Consider the following 14,515-nt stretch of genomic DNA (forward strand, 5'->3'; position numbering starts at 1 on the left):
CACCTGTCTAGATGAACAGATATACAGATGGCGTCAGCCGTGTCGCGCGCCGATCCGGTGCAGCAGATCGTGCACGATCTCGTCCTCCAATCGGTAGCTCACCGCGCGGCCGACCCGGGTCGAGGTCACCCAGCCCTGCTGCCGAAGCACGCGAAGAGCTTGGGACACCGCATTTTCCGATCGTCCCAACGCGGCAGCGAGATCGCCGACGAAAATGCCAGGGGCGCGGTGGAGCACCAGCAGGATCTCCAGGCGATTGGGGTCCGAGAGCAGGTCGAAGCGCCGGGCCCAGGTGGCGGTATCGACATCGACGAGCGCCGATGTCGCCCGCTCGATCTGATTGTCCGACTCGTCCACATGTGGAATGTAATCCAATCCGCCTCCGATGCGGCGCACACTCGGCTTGACATCACGCGCCGGTGACCACCCAAAGCCCCCGCTAAGGGTCTGGTGGCTTTATCATTGGGCCATGACGGCTGACGGTTCCATCACTTCGTCGCGGGGCGGATCCGACGACATCTTCACCCGGGTCAATCCCGGCCGGGCCTCGGAGATGATCGTCGACCAGGTCCGGTTGCTGATCCGCGACGGGCAACTGAAGCCCGGTGACCGGCTACCGGCCGAGCGGGAACTCGGCGAGAAGTTCGGCGTCAGCCGGGTGACGGTGCGCGAGGCACTGCGCGGCCTCGAAGCCAACGGCATGGTCACGATCAAGGTCGGTGCGCGCGGCGGCGCCTTCGTCACGGCACCCACGAGCGCCCGCGTCGGCGAGGGAATCATGGATCTGCTGACCATGTCGGGCCTCACCGACCGGGAGGTCACCGAAGCGCGGCAGGTCTTCGAACTCGGCATCATCCCGCTGGTGTGTGAGCGCGCCACCGAAGAGGACATCAAGGAGCTGCTCGAGATCTGCGATCGCGGTGATGCCGCGGCCGAGAACGGTTCATACCCGATGGAGTTGTCGGCGGAATTCCACACCCGTGTCGCCAAGGCCAGCCACAACGCCGCGATCGTCATGCTTGCCGAGTCGTTCCACGGGCCGACGCTGATGTCGCTGCGCCACATCCAGGAAGGCCATCCAGAGATGGGTATCCGTGGAAATCGCGAGCACCGCCAGTTCGTGGCCGCCATCAAGAAGGGCGATGTCGAGAAGGCCACCGCCGTGATGCGTACCCACATCGGCCGCACCGCGCGGCACGTCTCAAAGGGCAACTGACGCCAAGAATTCGATGACCCGCCCCGGCGCGGTCTCGGCGGTCTGTTCTTCCACGGGAACGTCCCAGTACTGACTCCCGGGTATGCACTCCTGCAGATAACGTGCCGCCGACGGGGCATGCGAGCTGTCCTGGCCCGGAACGATCAGCGCCGGAATGTCTGAGGCCAGAAGGTCTTCGGGCTCGGGCCCGGGAACCGTGTCCCGGTCGAACAGCATTGTGCTCATCCCGGAGACGACGATTCGATAGCGGTCGGGATCCAAATCGACGTAGTCCGCCGCGAATTCGGGATCGGAACGCAACACCGACACCCAGGGACCGACTCGCCCGTCGTCGGAGAATCCCGCCTCGGTCGTGCTCGTCAGCTTGGCGACGCCATCCAGCCCGTGCTCGGCGACATAAGCGAGATGCGCCAGGAAACGCCCATGTTGCTTGCGTCGGTACTTCACCCCGCCTGCCGGCGAATACAACACCATGGCCGACACACGCCCCGCGTGTGTCGTTGCCATGAGCGCTGCGATCGAGCAACCCACACAGGCACCCATGACGTGCGCGCGTTCGATCCCCAGGTGGTCGAGCAGCCCGACGCCCTGGTCGACATAGTCCGACCACTTCACGCGCTCGACGCGGCCACCCGAGCCACCGGATTCCCGTTTGTCGAATGTGATACAGGTGAAACGCTCTCGGAGCTGCGCGAGCATCCGGGTGCGCCCGTACAGGCCGTGGTGTTCCCAGTTCGCCATGGTGGCGCTGAAACCGCCTGGAGAGAACATCAACAGTGGCGGCCCGGACCCCGCCACCTCGAACCGGGTCGAGATACCGTCGATCACCGCAGTGTTCACGTTCATCGTCCGATGCCACCGACGATCTGTCGTGCCGACCGAACGTCGTTCGCATAGGCGGCGATCGCATCGAATGCCACTTGCGCGACATTGGCATAGGTGTCGGGCGGATTGTCCAGCCCGTCGGCACTGTAGCCGATCGCGGCGGTCGCCATCCGGACCCGTCCGTCCAGCCATGGGCCGCCGCCGAATCCACCGACCACGGGAATCGACACCGACTGAGCGACGGCGGGACCGACGACCGGGCCCGAGTTGGTGAAGTTCAGCAGGACGGCCCCGGCCCCCTCGAGACGCTTTGCCTCCCCGACCATCTCGTCGAGAAGTTCGTCGGGCACCGTGTCGCCGGCCCCCGGCGTCGCGCTGTAGGAGACGCCGTACTTCAGCGAGGTCTGCGGTGTGATGCCGAACTGAGCGAAGACCGGAATGCCTGCGCGCGTGACCGCTTCCACCGCATCGAGGTGCTCGGCCGCTGCGTCGAGTTTGACCATGTCCACTCCGGCGTCCTTGACGAACCGGATGGCCGCGCGCACTGCGCTCTTCGTTCCTTCCTGCACGGGGCCGAAGGGAAAGTCACAGCTGAGCAGGGCATGCCGGACGCCGCGGCGCACGGCCCGGCACACCACGAGCATCTCGTCCATCGTGATCTCAAGGGGATTTGGTTGACCCCACAGGTTGGCGCCGACGGTATCGCCCACCGACACCAGATCGACGCCTGCGCGATCGACCACCCGTGCCATCTGGTAATCCCAGGCGACGACACCGACGATCTTGCGGCCCGCGCGCTTCATCGCCTGAAGATCGCCGAGCTTCACCCGGTCTTCGACAATCACGTCGGCTCCTTTCATGCGCGTAGCGCGGTGAGTAGGTCGACCACGTCGCGTTCGTCGCCACTGACCATCAGCACCCGCGCGTGCGGTCGCAGCGTGGCCACGGTTGCTCCGATGCGCTCCCGGTCGCCGATGACGAGCGCTGCCGTCATGATGGCTCGAACCGTGCAGGCAGCCCCGACGATCGTGGCCGCCGCGGTGTCGGCGTCGGTCGTCGCGACCATGATCACCACGTCGGCATCCTCGAGTTCGACCAACAGGCTCGACACGTCACCGGCGGTGTCGCGCAGCGACACCGACTCCGATCCGCGGTCGCCCACATCGCCGACACGTTCGGCGAGCGACAGGAACCGGGCGTGCCCCCACGGTTCATGTGCGATCCGCTCCACGATCGCATCCGCGCCCGCATCGAGTCCGATGATGCGCGCCCCGTTGCGGCCGCGGATCGGGCGGTCGATGCGATAGCGCATCTCAGCGGCGGATGCCGCACGCGCGCAACTGCTTCCGAGTATCGGCCTACTCATACCGACGACTGCCGTACACCCTCGCGGACCGACAGGTCTTCGCGACACGCCTCGACGAACGAAGCGTCACGCGGCAACACGACGGCCGCCGATCGCACGCGGTGATGGGCCGGGTCCACGCCCGGGGGTGTCGTGCCCTTGTCTCGCAACGCCTCCGCGGCCCGCTTCAGCTTCTGGCGCGCCTTGATGATGCCGCTGTCGGCCGAGACCAGCATCTCTTTGGTGCGATCCACGATCGGGCCCATGCTCTCCTGCAGCGAGGCGTCCTGCATCGCGATGCCTTTGACTCCCGAGTAGGTGTCCCCGCGCTTCTGCGCTTCGCGGTCGATCAGGTAGTCGTTGTCCTTGTTGGCCGCCGGCCGGTACGTCCCGGGAATGTTCTCGCTGTGCACACCGTGGCCGTCTTTCATCGCCTGCACCTCGGTCGCGGTCAGCGCGCGCACCGGGTGGTAGTCGAATGAGTAGGCCCAGCAGTTCTCGTCATCGATGGGAATCCAGAAGTGACCGTGCACCGGGTGATCTCCGCGCGGCGGGACCATCGTGAAGCACGGCATCACCCACGGCGTGATGCGCCAGTAATAGGTGTCGTCCTCGGCGTTGCGACGCGCACCGACGAACAGTCCGCCGTCGGAATCGGCGACCTCGAAGAACGGCTTGAGGTCACCCATGTTGTACTCGTTGCCCTTGGTGCCCTTGAAGAGCGGATCTGACTTGAGTCCGCCCGAGTGCAGAAACGACACGTGGCTCGAGTCGATCCCACCCTCGAACGCCTGCAGCCAGTTGCACTCCTGCCACCGCTTCGAGGTGTAGGTCTGCTCGGGCGGCACGAGCGCGAACTCGAATTCGGGCAGCGGAGGCTGCTTTTCGGGGTCTCCCATGTAGGTCCACAGCACATCGCCGATCTTCACCAACGGGTAGGACGTCAGCTTGACGTGCGCACAGAACGTCGAGTTCTCCGGCTCGGATGGAATCTCGACGGCCTGACCGGTCACGTCGTACTTCCACCCGTGATAGGGGCAGCGCAGTCCGCCCTCCTCGTTGCGGCCGAACCACAACGACGCCCCGCGGTGAGCGCAGAACTCGTCGATGAGCCCGTACCGGCCCTCGCTGTCCCGGAATGCGATCATGCGCTCGCTCAACAGCTTCACCCGCACGGGAGGGCAGTCATCCTCCGGGAGCTCCTCGGCCAGCAACGCCGGCATCCAGTACTGCCGGAACAATTCGCCCATCGGCGTCCCCGGCCCCGTCCTGGTCAAAAGCTCATTGATTTCTGCCCGTAGCACCCGTCCGCCCTCTCAACTGTCCTCGCCCCACTCGATGTGTGAGACCTTGAACACGATCAACCTAACTGTAATACCATTAGCTCTTAAGGCCAAGCGGGTCGGCGGAAAGGGCGACGAAATGATCGGATGGATCGGTGTCGGCGATATGGGCCTGCCGATGTCACGCCACCTTGTGGCAGGCGGATTCGAGGTCATCGCCCACGACGTCGACCCGGACCGGCTGGCTGCCGCCGTCGCCGGTGGCGCACGCGCCGCCACGGCGATCGCCGATCTCGCGCCGATCGCCGACATCGTCGTGGCGTGCCTGCGAACAGATGACCAGATGGCGTGCGTAGCCCAGGATCTGGCTGCGCATGGCAACCCCGGTCAACTCGTCGTCGTGACAGGCACTCACAGCGTGGGGTTCATGCGGCAACTGTCGCGCAGTGTCGAGGCGAAGGGACTTCGCCTCATCGACGCCCCGGTTGTCTTCGGCGCCAGGGGTGCCCGTGACGGTAACCTGCTGTCGCTGTGCGGAGGCGACGCGGCGGACGTCGAGCGTGCCCGCCCGGTGATGATGACCTACAGCCGTGGCGTCGAGCATGTCGGCCCGCTCGGCGCCGGTCAGCTCGCCAAGACCTGTAACAACCTGCTGCACTGGATTCACTGCGTCGCGAACTTCGAAACGCTCGCGATCGCGAAGCGTTACGGCGTTGACGCCGCACGCATGCGCGAGGTGCTCATGAAGTGTCCCGGTGACAACGGCACTCTGCGGCGTTGGGACAGCACGCGGTTCACCTGGCAGGAGAAGGACATGGATTTCGTCATCGAGCTCGCACAGGATGCGGGTTTGGTGTTGCCGCTCTCCGGGCATGTCGACCAACTCATCAAGACGATGAGTGCGGCCGACGTCGCCGAGTTGCTGTACGGACCGGAATGCACCTACCTCGGTCGCCGGATCGCGCCGCTTCCCGAAGCCGAAGGCGGTCTATAGCGCCAGGCCGGCGATCTCCAACCGGCTGGCGTAGTGCCGCCAGCGTGAGCTGTCGTTGAACGATGCACCGAGATCGGGTAATTCGTCGCGGTCCTCGTCGGGCAAGGGTTCCGGTGCCCCGCCGAGTCGCTTGATCTCGGCGGTGATGCGCGACAGTTCGGCGAGATCGAGCGCGCACATGGTCGCCTGCTCCACCGACTCCCCCGCCGTGACGATGCCGTGCCCCCGCAGAATGCACGCGGCGGATTCGCCGACCGCCGCCGCGACGGCTCGGCCCAGTTCCGGCGTTCGGATGAGGACAGCGCGTGGGTACACGGGCACACCCCGATGTGCGAGCCGGGACGCGGGAATGTTGTATGCGCCGAACACCTGTCGCGGTTCGAGTCCGGCCAGATCCGCGACCACCACATCGCTTGGGTGGGCATGCACGATCGCCTGCACGTCGGGCCGTGCGCGAAAGAGTTCGGTGTGGATGTGGACCTCGTTGGGCACGGCGTAGCCGCCTGCGAGGTCCGCGCGACCGTCGAGGTGCACGACCCGGACGTCGTCGGGGACCGTGAACAACAGGCCGCGGTCCAGCGGGCCGCGGCAGCGCAACAGGATTCGGTCGGCATCGAGCCGGACACTGACGTGACCGAGCACGTCGGCCGCAAGACCCTGGTGTGCCAGCATCCGGCATGCGGTGGCGACGACGCCCCTCAGATCGCTCATGTCAGCGCCGGCGCGCGGGATGCGGCCTGATCGGCACCGAACACGAGTGACTTGATGGTGACCGGCACGGTTCTCGACGGTTCGCGTACACGCCCGAGGTCGACGAAATCGAAGTCGCGCAGCGCGATTCCGTCGAGGATCAGCAGGTCGTTGGTCACCGCGAGTTCGTCGCGCAGGATCGTGCCGAGGGTGAGCGCGATGTCGCCGTCGATCATCAGGTAGAGCGGCCTGCCCTCGGCCCTCCGGCGTCCGAGCCCCGTCGCGACGCCCTCGGCGAAGGCCCGCAGCCGCCGATAACTCGGCGCGCCGTACCAGTGCAATGCCACCGCCACGTCGGCGGGCGTCTCCAGCAGGCCGAACAGCGTGAGGTGGGCAGAGATCGCCGCTGCCACCGCATCCGGATCGACGGTCTCACCGAGTTCGTACTGCGGTCGCGCGACCTGCAGATTGCGGCGCGGCAAGGTGGATTCCGCCGACGGGATGAAGCTCGTGATTCCGCTGAGCTGCACGGTGTATTCGGACGCCCCGAGCACGGTCGCCCGGATCCGCTCGGCCGCGGGCAACACGGGTGCGGTCAGTGCGCCCGCCCCGATGCGGGCGGCCAGTGCCACGCCGAGCCGTCGGCCCAGGTCGCCGAAATCTCTGTGCTCGGTGCCGTACACGTACTCGGCGACACCTCCGGAGAAGATGATCCCGTCCACCTCGTCCATCGCCTCACCGCCGATGCGCTCGGTCAGATAGAGATGATCGGCCGCGGGTTCGCCCCGAACCGCCGCGATGACGAGATCGGCCATCGCCGAGGCGATCTCGTCAAGTTCCGGTTCAGACACCCGGTTGCCGAGCGCGAGGTCGAACCCGGCCGCCGCCGCGTGCATGGACCCGCCGGGCTCGATCCGCGTCACGGTGTCGCCCGCGACGGCGATCAGCCGCCCGCCGACATGGAAGGCCGCCGTCGCGACGACTCTGCCCTTGTCGATGAGGGCGAGCTTCGTCGTCCCGCCACCGATGTCGACGTTGAGGATGCGCGCGCCCATCTCATGAGACGTGAGTGCCGCACCCGACCCGTACGCCGCCAACATGGCCTCCATATGGTGGCCGGCGGTGGCACACACCAGATCGCCGGCCCGCTCCGCCACGACCGACGCGATCCGTTCGGCGTTGCGGCGGCGCAGCGCCTCTCCGGTCAGGATCACCACGCCGGTGTCCACATCGCGCGGTTCCTGCCCTGCCTCGGTGTACGCCGCGTCGAGCATGTGCCCGAGGGTCTGCGCGTCGATCTGCAGATCGTCGGTGTACGGGGTCAGGTGAACCTCGGACTCGTAGATCGTGTCGCGGGACACCACCACGTACCGACTCGTCAGGTCCTCACCGCGCCTGCGTAATTGCAGGCGCGAAAAGGCCACCTGGGTACCGGAACTGCCGATGTCGATACCGACGCTGTACAGCGTGACGTTGTCCTGCTGCCAGATCGGATTCTCCTCGAGTGGCAGGTCCGGTTCGTCATGGTGGTGGTGATCCGCGTCATGGGTCATGCGTGGGACGCCACCGCGATCGACTCGGCCGGCTTCGGCGGCAGATCCGCCAACTCGGCGGCATAGGCATCGTCCATCTTGGGCTCCAAACCGTTCTCCGCCAGGGCTTTGGCGAACGTCTCACGGACAACCGGGGATTCGTCGGCGTAGTCGATCTGATCACCGCCGATGCGCCTGCTGATCCAAGCCTTCGGAACACCCTGCGCGTTCCGGATCGACACGACCTCGTGCTTGAAGGCAAGGTAGCGAGCGGGTTCGGCGCCGGTGTTGAAGTGCTGATGGAACCACATGTTCGGCGGAACGATGAGGGTGCCCCGCTTCCAGTCGTAGCGGCGCGGTTCCTCACCTTCGGGCCACATCAGGGAAAATCCCTCGCCGCTGAGAATGATGACGTGCGCACCGGGGCCATGCCGGTGACCTTTCTTGTACGTCGCCGTGCCGAACTGCGAAATATGGCTGTTCATCGAGCCTTTCGCCATCGAGAAGCGGATGTGGCCGCCGCCCGCCCCGCGCTCCTTCGCCGAGATCAACGGGAGGTCGACCGTGTTGGCGACGAAGTTCGTCTTCAACAACAACCCGTCCTGCTCATCTTTGGGGGCGAAGTAGTCCGGCTCGCCCGCGAACCGGCCCGTGAAGTCGTGGGCGGTGTTGAACACGAACTCGGGCTCGTCGTACAGGTTGATGACCGGCGGCATGTTCGTGGAGGACACGAACCGTGCCGCATGGCTGCCCGAACCGTTGAAGTGCTGATGCCAGGTGTTGAGCGGGATGGCGAACATCGCACCGGGCCCCCACTCGAACGTCACCCGTTGGCCTGCGTCGTTCCACACCGTCGTCGAACCGTGCCCCGACAGTACGAGGATCATCTCCTCGAACAACTGCCGTTGCGGGGCGAGTTCCTTGCCGGCCGGAATCTCGCAGACATAGCAGTCGTTCGAGGTTCGCGACGCCTCGTGGTTGATGAACACACCGCGCCCACCGCGGCGGGCCCATGGCTTGAGCTCGACCGTGTTGAGGTCCGGAACGTAATGCGCGCTGATGATGTCGAGTCCCTCATCGCGGACCCATCGCACGTATGGCGAGTCCTTCTCGGTGGCGAACTTCTTCGCCAGATCCTCGGAAACGATCGCATCTTTGGCCACGTGCATCCTCCATCGTCCTATTTTGATCTAATGGTATTACCAATACTTGTTGTGTCAAGGTCACTTTCGCGCCACCGCGCCCTCATCCTCGGCGGCCACCCCCTCGTAGACCCGCACCGGGTTGGGCCGGACAAGGAACACGACCGGGTACAGCGCGGCCACCAGCCCGCCCAGGGTCAGCGCGACCACCGGGCCCAGCACTCCGGCCGCGGCGCCGATGAGGGTGTCTCCCAGCGCCGGGCCGCCCCGCGACGACATCTGGTAGAAGGCCGACACCCGGCCGCGCAGCTCGTCCGGGGTCTCCAGCTGTACCGCCGCGTGCCGGATCGTCGTTGCCATCGCGTCGAATCCGCCGATCAGACAACCCGCGATCAGCGCGATCAGGAAGACATGTGCCTGCGCCAGCACAACGTTGGCCAATCCGTAGAGCACGGTGGCGATCAGCAGCACCCGCCCGAGTCGCTGAGCCCGGTCCACGACGCGAAACACCGTATAGGTGGCGAGCAACGCGCCCGCGGACGGGGCCGCCGAGAGCAGACCGTAGCCCTGCGGCCCGACGTGAAAGACGGTGGCACACAACGCGGGAAGCACAACTCGGTAGGCGCCGAACAGGGTCGCCGACAGGTCGAGTGACATCAGCATCCAGATGATCTTGCGGCGCGCCACAAACCGCGCGCCCTCGCCGATCTGCCGCCACACCGAGATGTGCTTGCCCGCCCCGTCCAGCTTGCCTGTCCGCAGTGCCTGTAGGAGCACCACCAGAACCGCATAGGTCCCGGCGTCCACCGCATACATCAGACCCGGGCCCGCGATGCCGATGAAGATGCCCGCCAATGCCGGGCCCAGCAACACGGCGATCTCGCGCGACGGGTTGAGGAGCGCGAACGCCTGCGGCAACTGCGATCGCGGCACCAGGGCCGGGATCAGCGCCTGTCGGGCCGGTTGATCGAAAGTCGCTGCGGCAGTGGTCAAGACGACCGACAACAGGACCTGCCAGGCGGCGATGTGGCGGGTCAGCGTGAGCACCGCGAGCGCACCGGCCACCAGCATCGCCGCCGCCTGTGACACCTGCAGAAGTCTGCGCCGGTCCCAGCGGTCGGCGTAGACGCCGCCGAGTGGGCTCAGCACGAGCAGCACAATCGCTTGTGCGGCGCCCACCAGACCGGTCTGCATCACCGAACCGGTCAGCGCATATACGTGGTAGAGATTCGCCGCAACCGTCCCGCGTGTGCCGATCTGGGAGAAGACGACACCCGTCCAGTAGAGATCGAAATCTCGGTTCCTCAGTACCGCCGGAACACCCATCTCCGCGATCAGTCGACGGGAACGAGGGCCAGCTTCGCCGGATCCATCTGCATGTATACCGCCGAGCCCGGGGCATGGGAGATGTGCGGGAGGCAGCGCGCCCGAATGTCATGCTTGCCGACGGACACCACGTGGTCGACGGCGTCGCCGAGAAACGCACGGGTGGTGACGGTGCCCTCCCAGACGTTGACCGCATCCATGGGCCGATCGGTGCTCAGCAAGACCGCTTCCGGGCGGATGGAAACCACGACCTCCGCGCCCGGTGGCATGTGCGCGGCCGCATCGAGGGTGAGCCGGCCGTCGCGCGTCTCCACGACGTGCCGGTCGCCGTTACGCGATTTCACCGTGCCGTCAATGAAGTTCGAGGTGCCGATGAACTCGGCGACGAACTTGCTCTGCGGGTTCTCGTAGATGTCGCGCGGCTTCCCGAGCTGCACCACCTCGCCGGCGCGCATCACCGCGATGTTCGAAGACAACGACAATGCCTCGATCTGGTCGTGCGTCACGTAGATCGAAGTGATGCCGAGTTCTCGCTGCAGGCGCTTGAGCTCGAATCTCAGCGACTCTCGCAGTTTCGCGTCCAAGTTCGACAATGGCTCGTCGAGCAGCAGCAGCGCCGGCTCGACGACCAACGCCCTGGCGAGCGCCAGCCGCTGTTGCTGCCCGCCCGACAGCTTGGTCGCATGCCGATCCGCGTATTGCAGCAACTCCATGGTTTCGAGCACGCGGTGCACCCGTTCGGTGATGTCGTGCTTGCTGGGCCGTTGCTTGCGCGGCCGGACCCGTAGCGGGAACGCGACGTTGTCGAACACCGTCATATGGGGCCAGATCGCGTAGGACTGGAAGACCATGCCCAATCCCCGTTTGTTGGCGGGGACATTCACGCTCTTGGCGGTGTCGGCGCCCGCCGCGAACAACGTGGTGCCACCGACCGAGACCACGCCGGAATCTGGCTGCTCAAGTCCCGCGATCGAGCGCAGAGTGGTGGACTTGCCGCACCCCGACGGTCCCAGCAAGGTGAAGAGCTCACCCGGCTTGACCTCGAAACTGACGTTGTTGACGGCGAACACCCGGACCGGTGCTGCGTCGTCGCCCGGCCGGCCGGCAGGCCGATCCTTCCGGACGCGCCGCTTCATCCGCTCGCCATCGAATGACTTGACCAGATTCTGGACTTCGAGCATCTCGGTGTTCCTTCCGACCCGGAGGTCAATCCTGTTTGAGGCCCACCTTGGCCCCGAGTTTGTAAGCGACGGTGACCAGCACGACGAGGGTCAGGACCATGACGACGCCCAGTGCGGACAACACGGTGAACTGCCCGTTCTCGAACTGCTCGAAGATGAGGATGGACAGGACTTCGTTTCCCGGGCTGTAGAGCAGGATCGAGCTCGACAACTCCCGGAACGACACGACGAGGATGTAGATCCAGCCGGCGATGAGCCCGGGCATCAAGAGCGGCAACAACACCCGGCGGAAGGTCTGCCACCAGCTGGCGCCGTTCACGAGTGCGGACTCCTCGAGCTCGTTCGAGATCTGCTGCATCGACGTCACGGAGTAGCGCATGCCGTAGGGCAGATACCGCGTGCAATAGGAGATGAGCAGGATGAAGAGCGTGCCGTAGATGGGAATCGGGCTGCGCAGGTAGACGAAACTGAGCGCAAGGCCCATCACCAAGCCAGGAACGATGAGCGGCATGAATGCCAAGCCGTCCAATATCTTTCGGCCCGGGATCCGTGATCGGACCACGATCCAGGCCGCCACCGCCATGAACGCCATCACCAGCGTGGCCGACGACAGGCCGAGGATCAACGAGTTCTTGAGTGCGGTGATCGCATCGGAGGTGTGCGCGAGCTGCCGGTAGTTGTCGAAGGTGATGTTGGACAGGGTGTCCTTCGACGGCGGGGCGTAGAACTTCAGCAGCGAGGTGTAGAGCAACACCAGCAGCGGGGCGACGACGGAGATCAGGAAGTACAGGATGATCAACACGCCTGCGACGGGGCGCCACTTGCCGAGCTGGATGGGGCGAGGCCGAAAACCCTTGCCGGTCACGGTCTGGAAGTTCTTGCTGGCGCGGCCCGCGAAGTTGGAGATCACCACGCCGATGATCGCGATCACGAGAAGGCCGATGGCCAGGGCACCAGCGGCCGACAGGTCCGGCGGGTAGTCCCTGAGCACGAAATAGATCCGGCTCGTGAATACGTAGATACCGTTCTGCAAGCCGAGAAGCGCAGGCACCTCGAAGCTTTCGAGGCTGCGCACGACCATGATCAGGATCGCCGCGACGATCGCGGGCCGCGCCAGCGGCACCGTGACCCTGAAAAACACGGTCCATCGGCTCGCGCCCGACATCAGTGCCGACTCTTCCAGGGACGGATCCATGGAACGGAACGACGCCACCATGAGCAGGAACACGATCGGCGAAAGCTGAAGGCCCTCAACCCAGACCATTCCCCAGACGGTGAAGACATCGATCACCGCCCGGCCGAAGATCGGCTCGAGATAATGGTTGATCAACCCGATGTCCGGACTGCCGAGCAGGATCCAGGCGATCGTGTACAAGATCCCCGGTATGACGAGCGGGATGATCGACGCTGCGAAGAACAACGCTTTGAACGGCACGTCTGTCCGCACGTTCAGGTACGCCAAACCGGTGCCGATCACCAGTGATACGACCGCGGCCCCTGCGGCGAACCAGAGCGAGTTCCCGACCAGGCTGAAGATCTGGTCGTTGCCGTACGCACGTTGAAAGCCCGACACGGTGAACCCGGACGCGTCGAAGAACGTGCCCCAGAACAGGTAGTAGAGCGGCACGATCGCCAGGTAGGCGATGACGGTGGCCACGAGGCCGAGGATCAGCACCTTCGGGGTCGGCAGCCAACGCCGCCAACGGGCTGGTTCGGCCGGCAACGAGTTGATCGACGGCGTGCGGGGTGTCGGCCGGGGCGGCGCGGTGGTGGTCATGTATTCACCTCAGAACAGACGCGTGCGGACATGGGCGAGGACACGATCGGGTCAGCCGACCTTGGCGCTCTTCTCGAGCAAGGCGCTGTACCGCTCGCTCCACTGCTGTGCTTCGTTGACGAGCTTGTCGACGTCGACAGGGATGACCTCGATGCCTTTCAGCGGGTCCGGTAGGCCTTCCGGCTCGATCGCGGGAGTCAGAGCCATGTCGACGAGCACCTGCTGGCCCTCGGTGAGCAGCCAGTCCACGAACAACAGGGCAGCGGCCGGATGTGCGGCGGACTTCATGAGGGCGGCACCCTGCGGCCGCGCGATCACGGGCTGCACGAAGGGCTCGTAGGCGACCGGCGCGCCCTTGTCCTTCACGCGCTGGACCAGGTACGAGTAGTTGGACGCGGCAACGGCAAACTGTCCTGCGGAGAGCAATTCGCCCATCACGGTGTGTCCCTTGACCACCTTGGCGCCGTTGGCCATGTCGGCGAACAGACGGTCGATCTCGCTGTCGCTCTTGCCCTTCTTCTGCCAGTAGCTGTAGAGGGTCAGGTACCAGTCGTAATCGGAGAGCTCCATGGCGAGCTGGCCGTCCCACTTCGGATCGGCGAGGTCCTCCCAGCTCTTGGGCTGCTGGCCGGCGGGCACCTTGGTGGTGTTCCAGCTGGGGGTGAACAGGTTGTAGCGAGTGGCGGTCCAGTCGTCGAACCGGCCCTCCTCCCCCACGAGGTCGCGGCGTTCGCCCGTATACGGCGCCGCCAGCCCTTCCCCACCGATCGCGCTCATCTCACGGTCGTTGGTCTCGACCACATCCGCACCGGGATGGTTGGCACTCGCTTCCTGCAGGAGTCGCTGCAGGACGGTCTCGGAAGCGGCGCGATACAGCTTCACGCGGATACCGGTCTGTTCGGTGAACGCCTTGGTGACGGCCTCGGCGACATCGGCGGTCATCGACGTGTACAACGACACCTCACCGCCCTCGGCCTTGGCGTCCTGGACGAGGCGCTCCCGCCGCTCCTGCCCTTTGAGCCCTTCGTACTGCTGGTACTTCGCCGCGGTTTCCGCAGCACCGACGTTCGTGTTCGACGCTGTCGGGGAACCGCCGCAGGCGACCAGAGCGAAGGTCAGGCCGATGGCAACGGTGAGCCGGCCGAGACGTGGTGACATTGCCTTGCAGTCCTATCTGTCGGTTGCGAGGAGCCCGTGAGCTGGA

At 65.5% G+C, this 14,515-nt stretch carries 14 protein-coding genes; 2 read left to right on the plus strand and 12 right to left on the minus strand.

What is annotated here, in order from left to right; all coding sequences use genetic code 11:
- Window positions 1-33 precede the first annotated feature (33 nt).
- The gene (locus ACOI2T_RS22140) at window positions 34-357 is read right to left on the minus strand and encodes an ArsR/SmtB family transcription factor (RefSeq protein WP_198538928.1); all 324 of its coding nucleotides are present in this window, start codon (window positions 355-357) and stop codon (window positions 34-36) included.
- 112 nt (window positions 358-469) lie between these two features.
- On the opposite strand from ACOI2T_RS22140, the gene ACOI2T_RS22145 reads away from it, so the two are divergent.
- A complete protein-coding gene (locus tag ACOI2T_RS22145; RefSeq protein WP_409503563.1) occupies window positions 470-1,216 on the plus strand; it encodes a FadR/GntR family transcriptional regulator in 747 nt (248 codons plus the stop codon).
- On the opposite strand, the gene ACOI2T_RS22150 is transcribed toward ACOI2T_RS22145, so the two are convergent.
- From ACOI2T_RS22150 to ACOI2T_RS22165, 4 genes are read right to left on the minus strand one after another with little or no spacing between them, the layout of a single operon-like run.
- The gene (locus ACOI2T_RS22150; protein WP_409503564.1) at window positions 1,202-2,062 is read right to left on the minus strand and encodes an alpha/beta fold hydrolase; all 861 of its coding nucleotides are present in this window, start codon (window positions 2,060-2,062) and stop codon (window positions 1,202-1,204) included. The genes ACOI2T_RS22145 and ACOI2T_RS22150 overlap by 15 nt on opposite strands.
- Complete coding sequence (locus ACOI2T_RS22155; protein ID WP_409503565.1) at window positions 2,059-2,886, minus strand: 3-methyl-2-oxobutanoate hydroxymethyltransferase; 828 nt, start codon at window positions 2,884-2,886, stop codon at window positions 2,059-2,061. Before ACOI2T_RS22155 ends, ACOI2T_RS22150 begins: the two co-directional genes overlap by 4 nt.
- A gap of 11 nt (window positions 2,887-2,897) precedes the next feature.
- The gene (locus ACOI2T_RS22160; protein ID WP_409503566.1) at window positions 2,898-3,407 is read right to left on the minus strand and encodes a 3-methyl-2-oxobutanoate hydroxymethyltransferase; all 510 of its coding nucleotides are present in this window, start codon (window positions 3,405-3,407) and stop codon (window positions 2,898-2,900) included.
- On the minus strand, window positions 3,404-4,636 hold the full coding sequence (locus ACOI2T_RS22165; protein ID WP_234790932.1) for an aromatic ring-hydroxylating dioxygenase subunit alpha: 1,233 nt from the start codon (window positions 4,634-4,636) through the stop codon (window positions 3,404-3,406). Before ACOI2T_RS22165 ends, ACOI2T_RS22160 begins: the two co-directional genes overlap by 4 nt.
- Window positions 4,637-4,808: 172 nt before the next feature.
- On the opposite strand from ACOI2T_RS22165, the gene ACOI2T_RS22170 reads away from it, so the two are divergent.
- On the plus strand, window positions 4,809-5,663 hold the full coding sequence (locus tag ACOI2T_RS22170; protein ID WP_409503567.1) for an NAD(P)-dependent oxidoreductase: 855 nt from the start codon (window positions 4,809-4,811) through the stop codon (window positions 5,661-5,663).
- Here ACOI2T_RS22170 and phtC read toward each other — a convergent pair.
- From phtC to ACOI2T_RS22205, 7 genes are read right to left on the minus strand one after another with little or no spacing between them, the layout of a single operon-like run.
- Entirely contained in the window at window positions 5,658-6,374 is a 717-nt protein-coding gene (gene phtC / locus ACOI2T_RS22175; protein ID WP_409503568.1) for a 3,4-dihydroxyphthalate decarboxylase, read from the minus strand. The genes ACOI2T_RS22170 and phtC overlap by 6 nt on opposite strands.
- Entirely contained in the window at window positions 6,371-7,906 is a 1,536-nt protein-coding gene (locus tag ACOI2T_RS22180) for an ethanolamine ammonia-lyase reactivating factor EutA (RefSeq protein ID WP_409503569.1), read from the minus strand. The genes phtC and ACOI2T_RS22180 overlap by 4 nt, the downstream gene beginning before the upstream one ends.
- Complete coding sequence (locus ACOI2T_RS22185) at window positions 7,903-9,048, minus strand: cupin domain-containing protein (protein WP_409503570.1); 1,146 nt, start codon at window positions 9,046-9,048, stop codon at window positions 7,903-7,905. Before ACOI2T_RS22185 ends, ACOI2T_RS22180 begins: the two co-directional genes overlap by 4 nt.
- Before the next feature lie 60 nt (window positions 9,049-9,108).
- A complete protein-coding gene (locus tag ACOI2T_RS22190) occupies window positions 9,109-10,353 on the minus strand; it encodes an MFS transporter (protein ID WP_409503571.1) in 1,245 nt (414 codons plus the stop codon).
- Between the two features lie 8 nt (window positions 10,354-10,361).
- Window positions 10,362-11,534 carry an ABC transporter ATP-binding protein gene (locus ACOI2T_RS22195; RefSeq protein ID WP_409503572.1) on the minus strand — a complete coding sequence of 391 codons (1,173 nt, stop codon included), beginning with the start codon at window positions 11,532-11,534 and terminating at the stop codon, window positions 10,362-10,364.
- Window positions 11,535-11,559: 25 nt separating this feature from the next.
- Window positions 11,560-13,311, minus strand: a complete 1,752-nt coding sequence (locus ACOI2T_RS22200; RefSeq protein WP_264051481.1) for an ABC transporter permease — start codon at window positions 13,309-13,311, stop codon at window positions 11,560-11,562.
- Between the two features lie 51 nt (window positions 13,312-13,362).
- Window positions 13,363-14,469 (minus strand): ABC transporter substrate-binding protein, encoded by a 1,107-nt coding sequence (locus tag ACOI2T_RS22205; RefSeq protein WP_409503573.1) that lies wholly within the window; start codon window positions 14,467-14,469, stop codon window positions 13,363-13,365.
- Window positions 14,470-14,515: the final 46 nt, after the last annotated feature.

The sequence above is a fragment of the Mycolicibacterium wolinskyi str. Jessa 2025 genome, assembly GCF_049241375.1.
In the GTDB taxonomy this organism is placed as follows: Bacteria; Actinomycetota; Actinomycetes; order Mycobacteriales; family Mycobacteriaceae; genus Mycobacterium; species Mycobacterium wolinskyi.

Bases quoted from the DNA above. Each gene is read 5' to 3' on its own strand.
- ACOI2T_RS22145 (WP_409503563.1), top strand. From the start codon at position 470: ATGACGGCTGACGGTTCCATCACTTCGTCGCGGGGCGGATCCGACGAC.
- ACOI2T_RS22150 (WP_409503564.1), bottom strand. From the start codon at position 2,062: ATGAACGTGAACACTGCGGTGATCGACGGTATCTCGACCCGGTTCGAG.
- ACOI2T_RS22160 (WP_409503566.1), bottom strand. From the start codon at position 3,407: ATGAGTAGGCCGATACTCGGAAGCAGTTGCGCGCGTGCGGCATCCGCC.
- ACOI2T_RS22165 (WP_234790932.1), bottom strand. From the start codon at position 4,636: ATGGGCGAATTGTTCCGGCAGTACTGGATGCCGGCGTTGCTGGCCGAG.
- ACOI2T_RS22170 (WP_409503567.1), top strand. From the start codon at position 4,809: ATGATCGGATGGATCGGTGTCGGCGATATGGGCCTGCCGATGTCACGC.
- phtC (WP_409503568.1), bottom strand. From the start codon at position 6,374: ATGAGCGATCTGAGGGGCGTCGTCGCCACCGCATGCCGGATGCTGGCA.
- ACOI2T_RS22180 (WP_409503569.1), bottom strand. From the start codon at position 7,906: ATGACCCATGACGCGGATCACCACCACCATGACGAACCGGACCTGCCA.
- ACOI2T_RS22190 (WP_409503571.1), bottom strand. From the start codon at position 10,353: ATGGGTGTTCCGGCGGTACTGAGGAACCGAGATTTCGATCTCTACTGG.
- ACOI2T_RS22195 (WP_409503572.1), bottom strand. From the start codon at position 11,534: ATGCTCGAAGTCCAGAATCTGGTCAAGTCATTCGATGGCGAGCGGATG.
- ACOI2T_RS22200 (WP_264051481.1), bottom strand. From the start codon at position 13,311: ATGACCACCACCGCGCCGCCCCGGCCGACACCCCGCACGCCGTCGATC.
- ACOI2T_RS22205 (WP_409503573.1), bottom strand. From the start codon at position 14,469: ATGTCACCACGTCTCGGCCGGCTCACCGTTGCCATCGGCCTGACCTTC.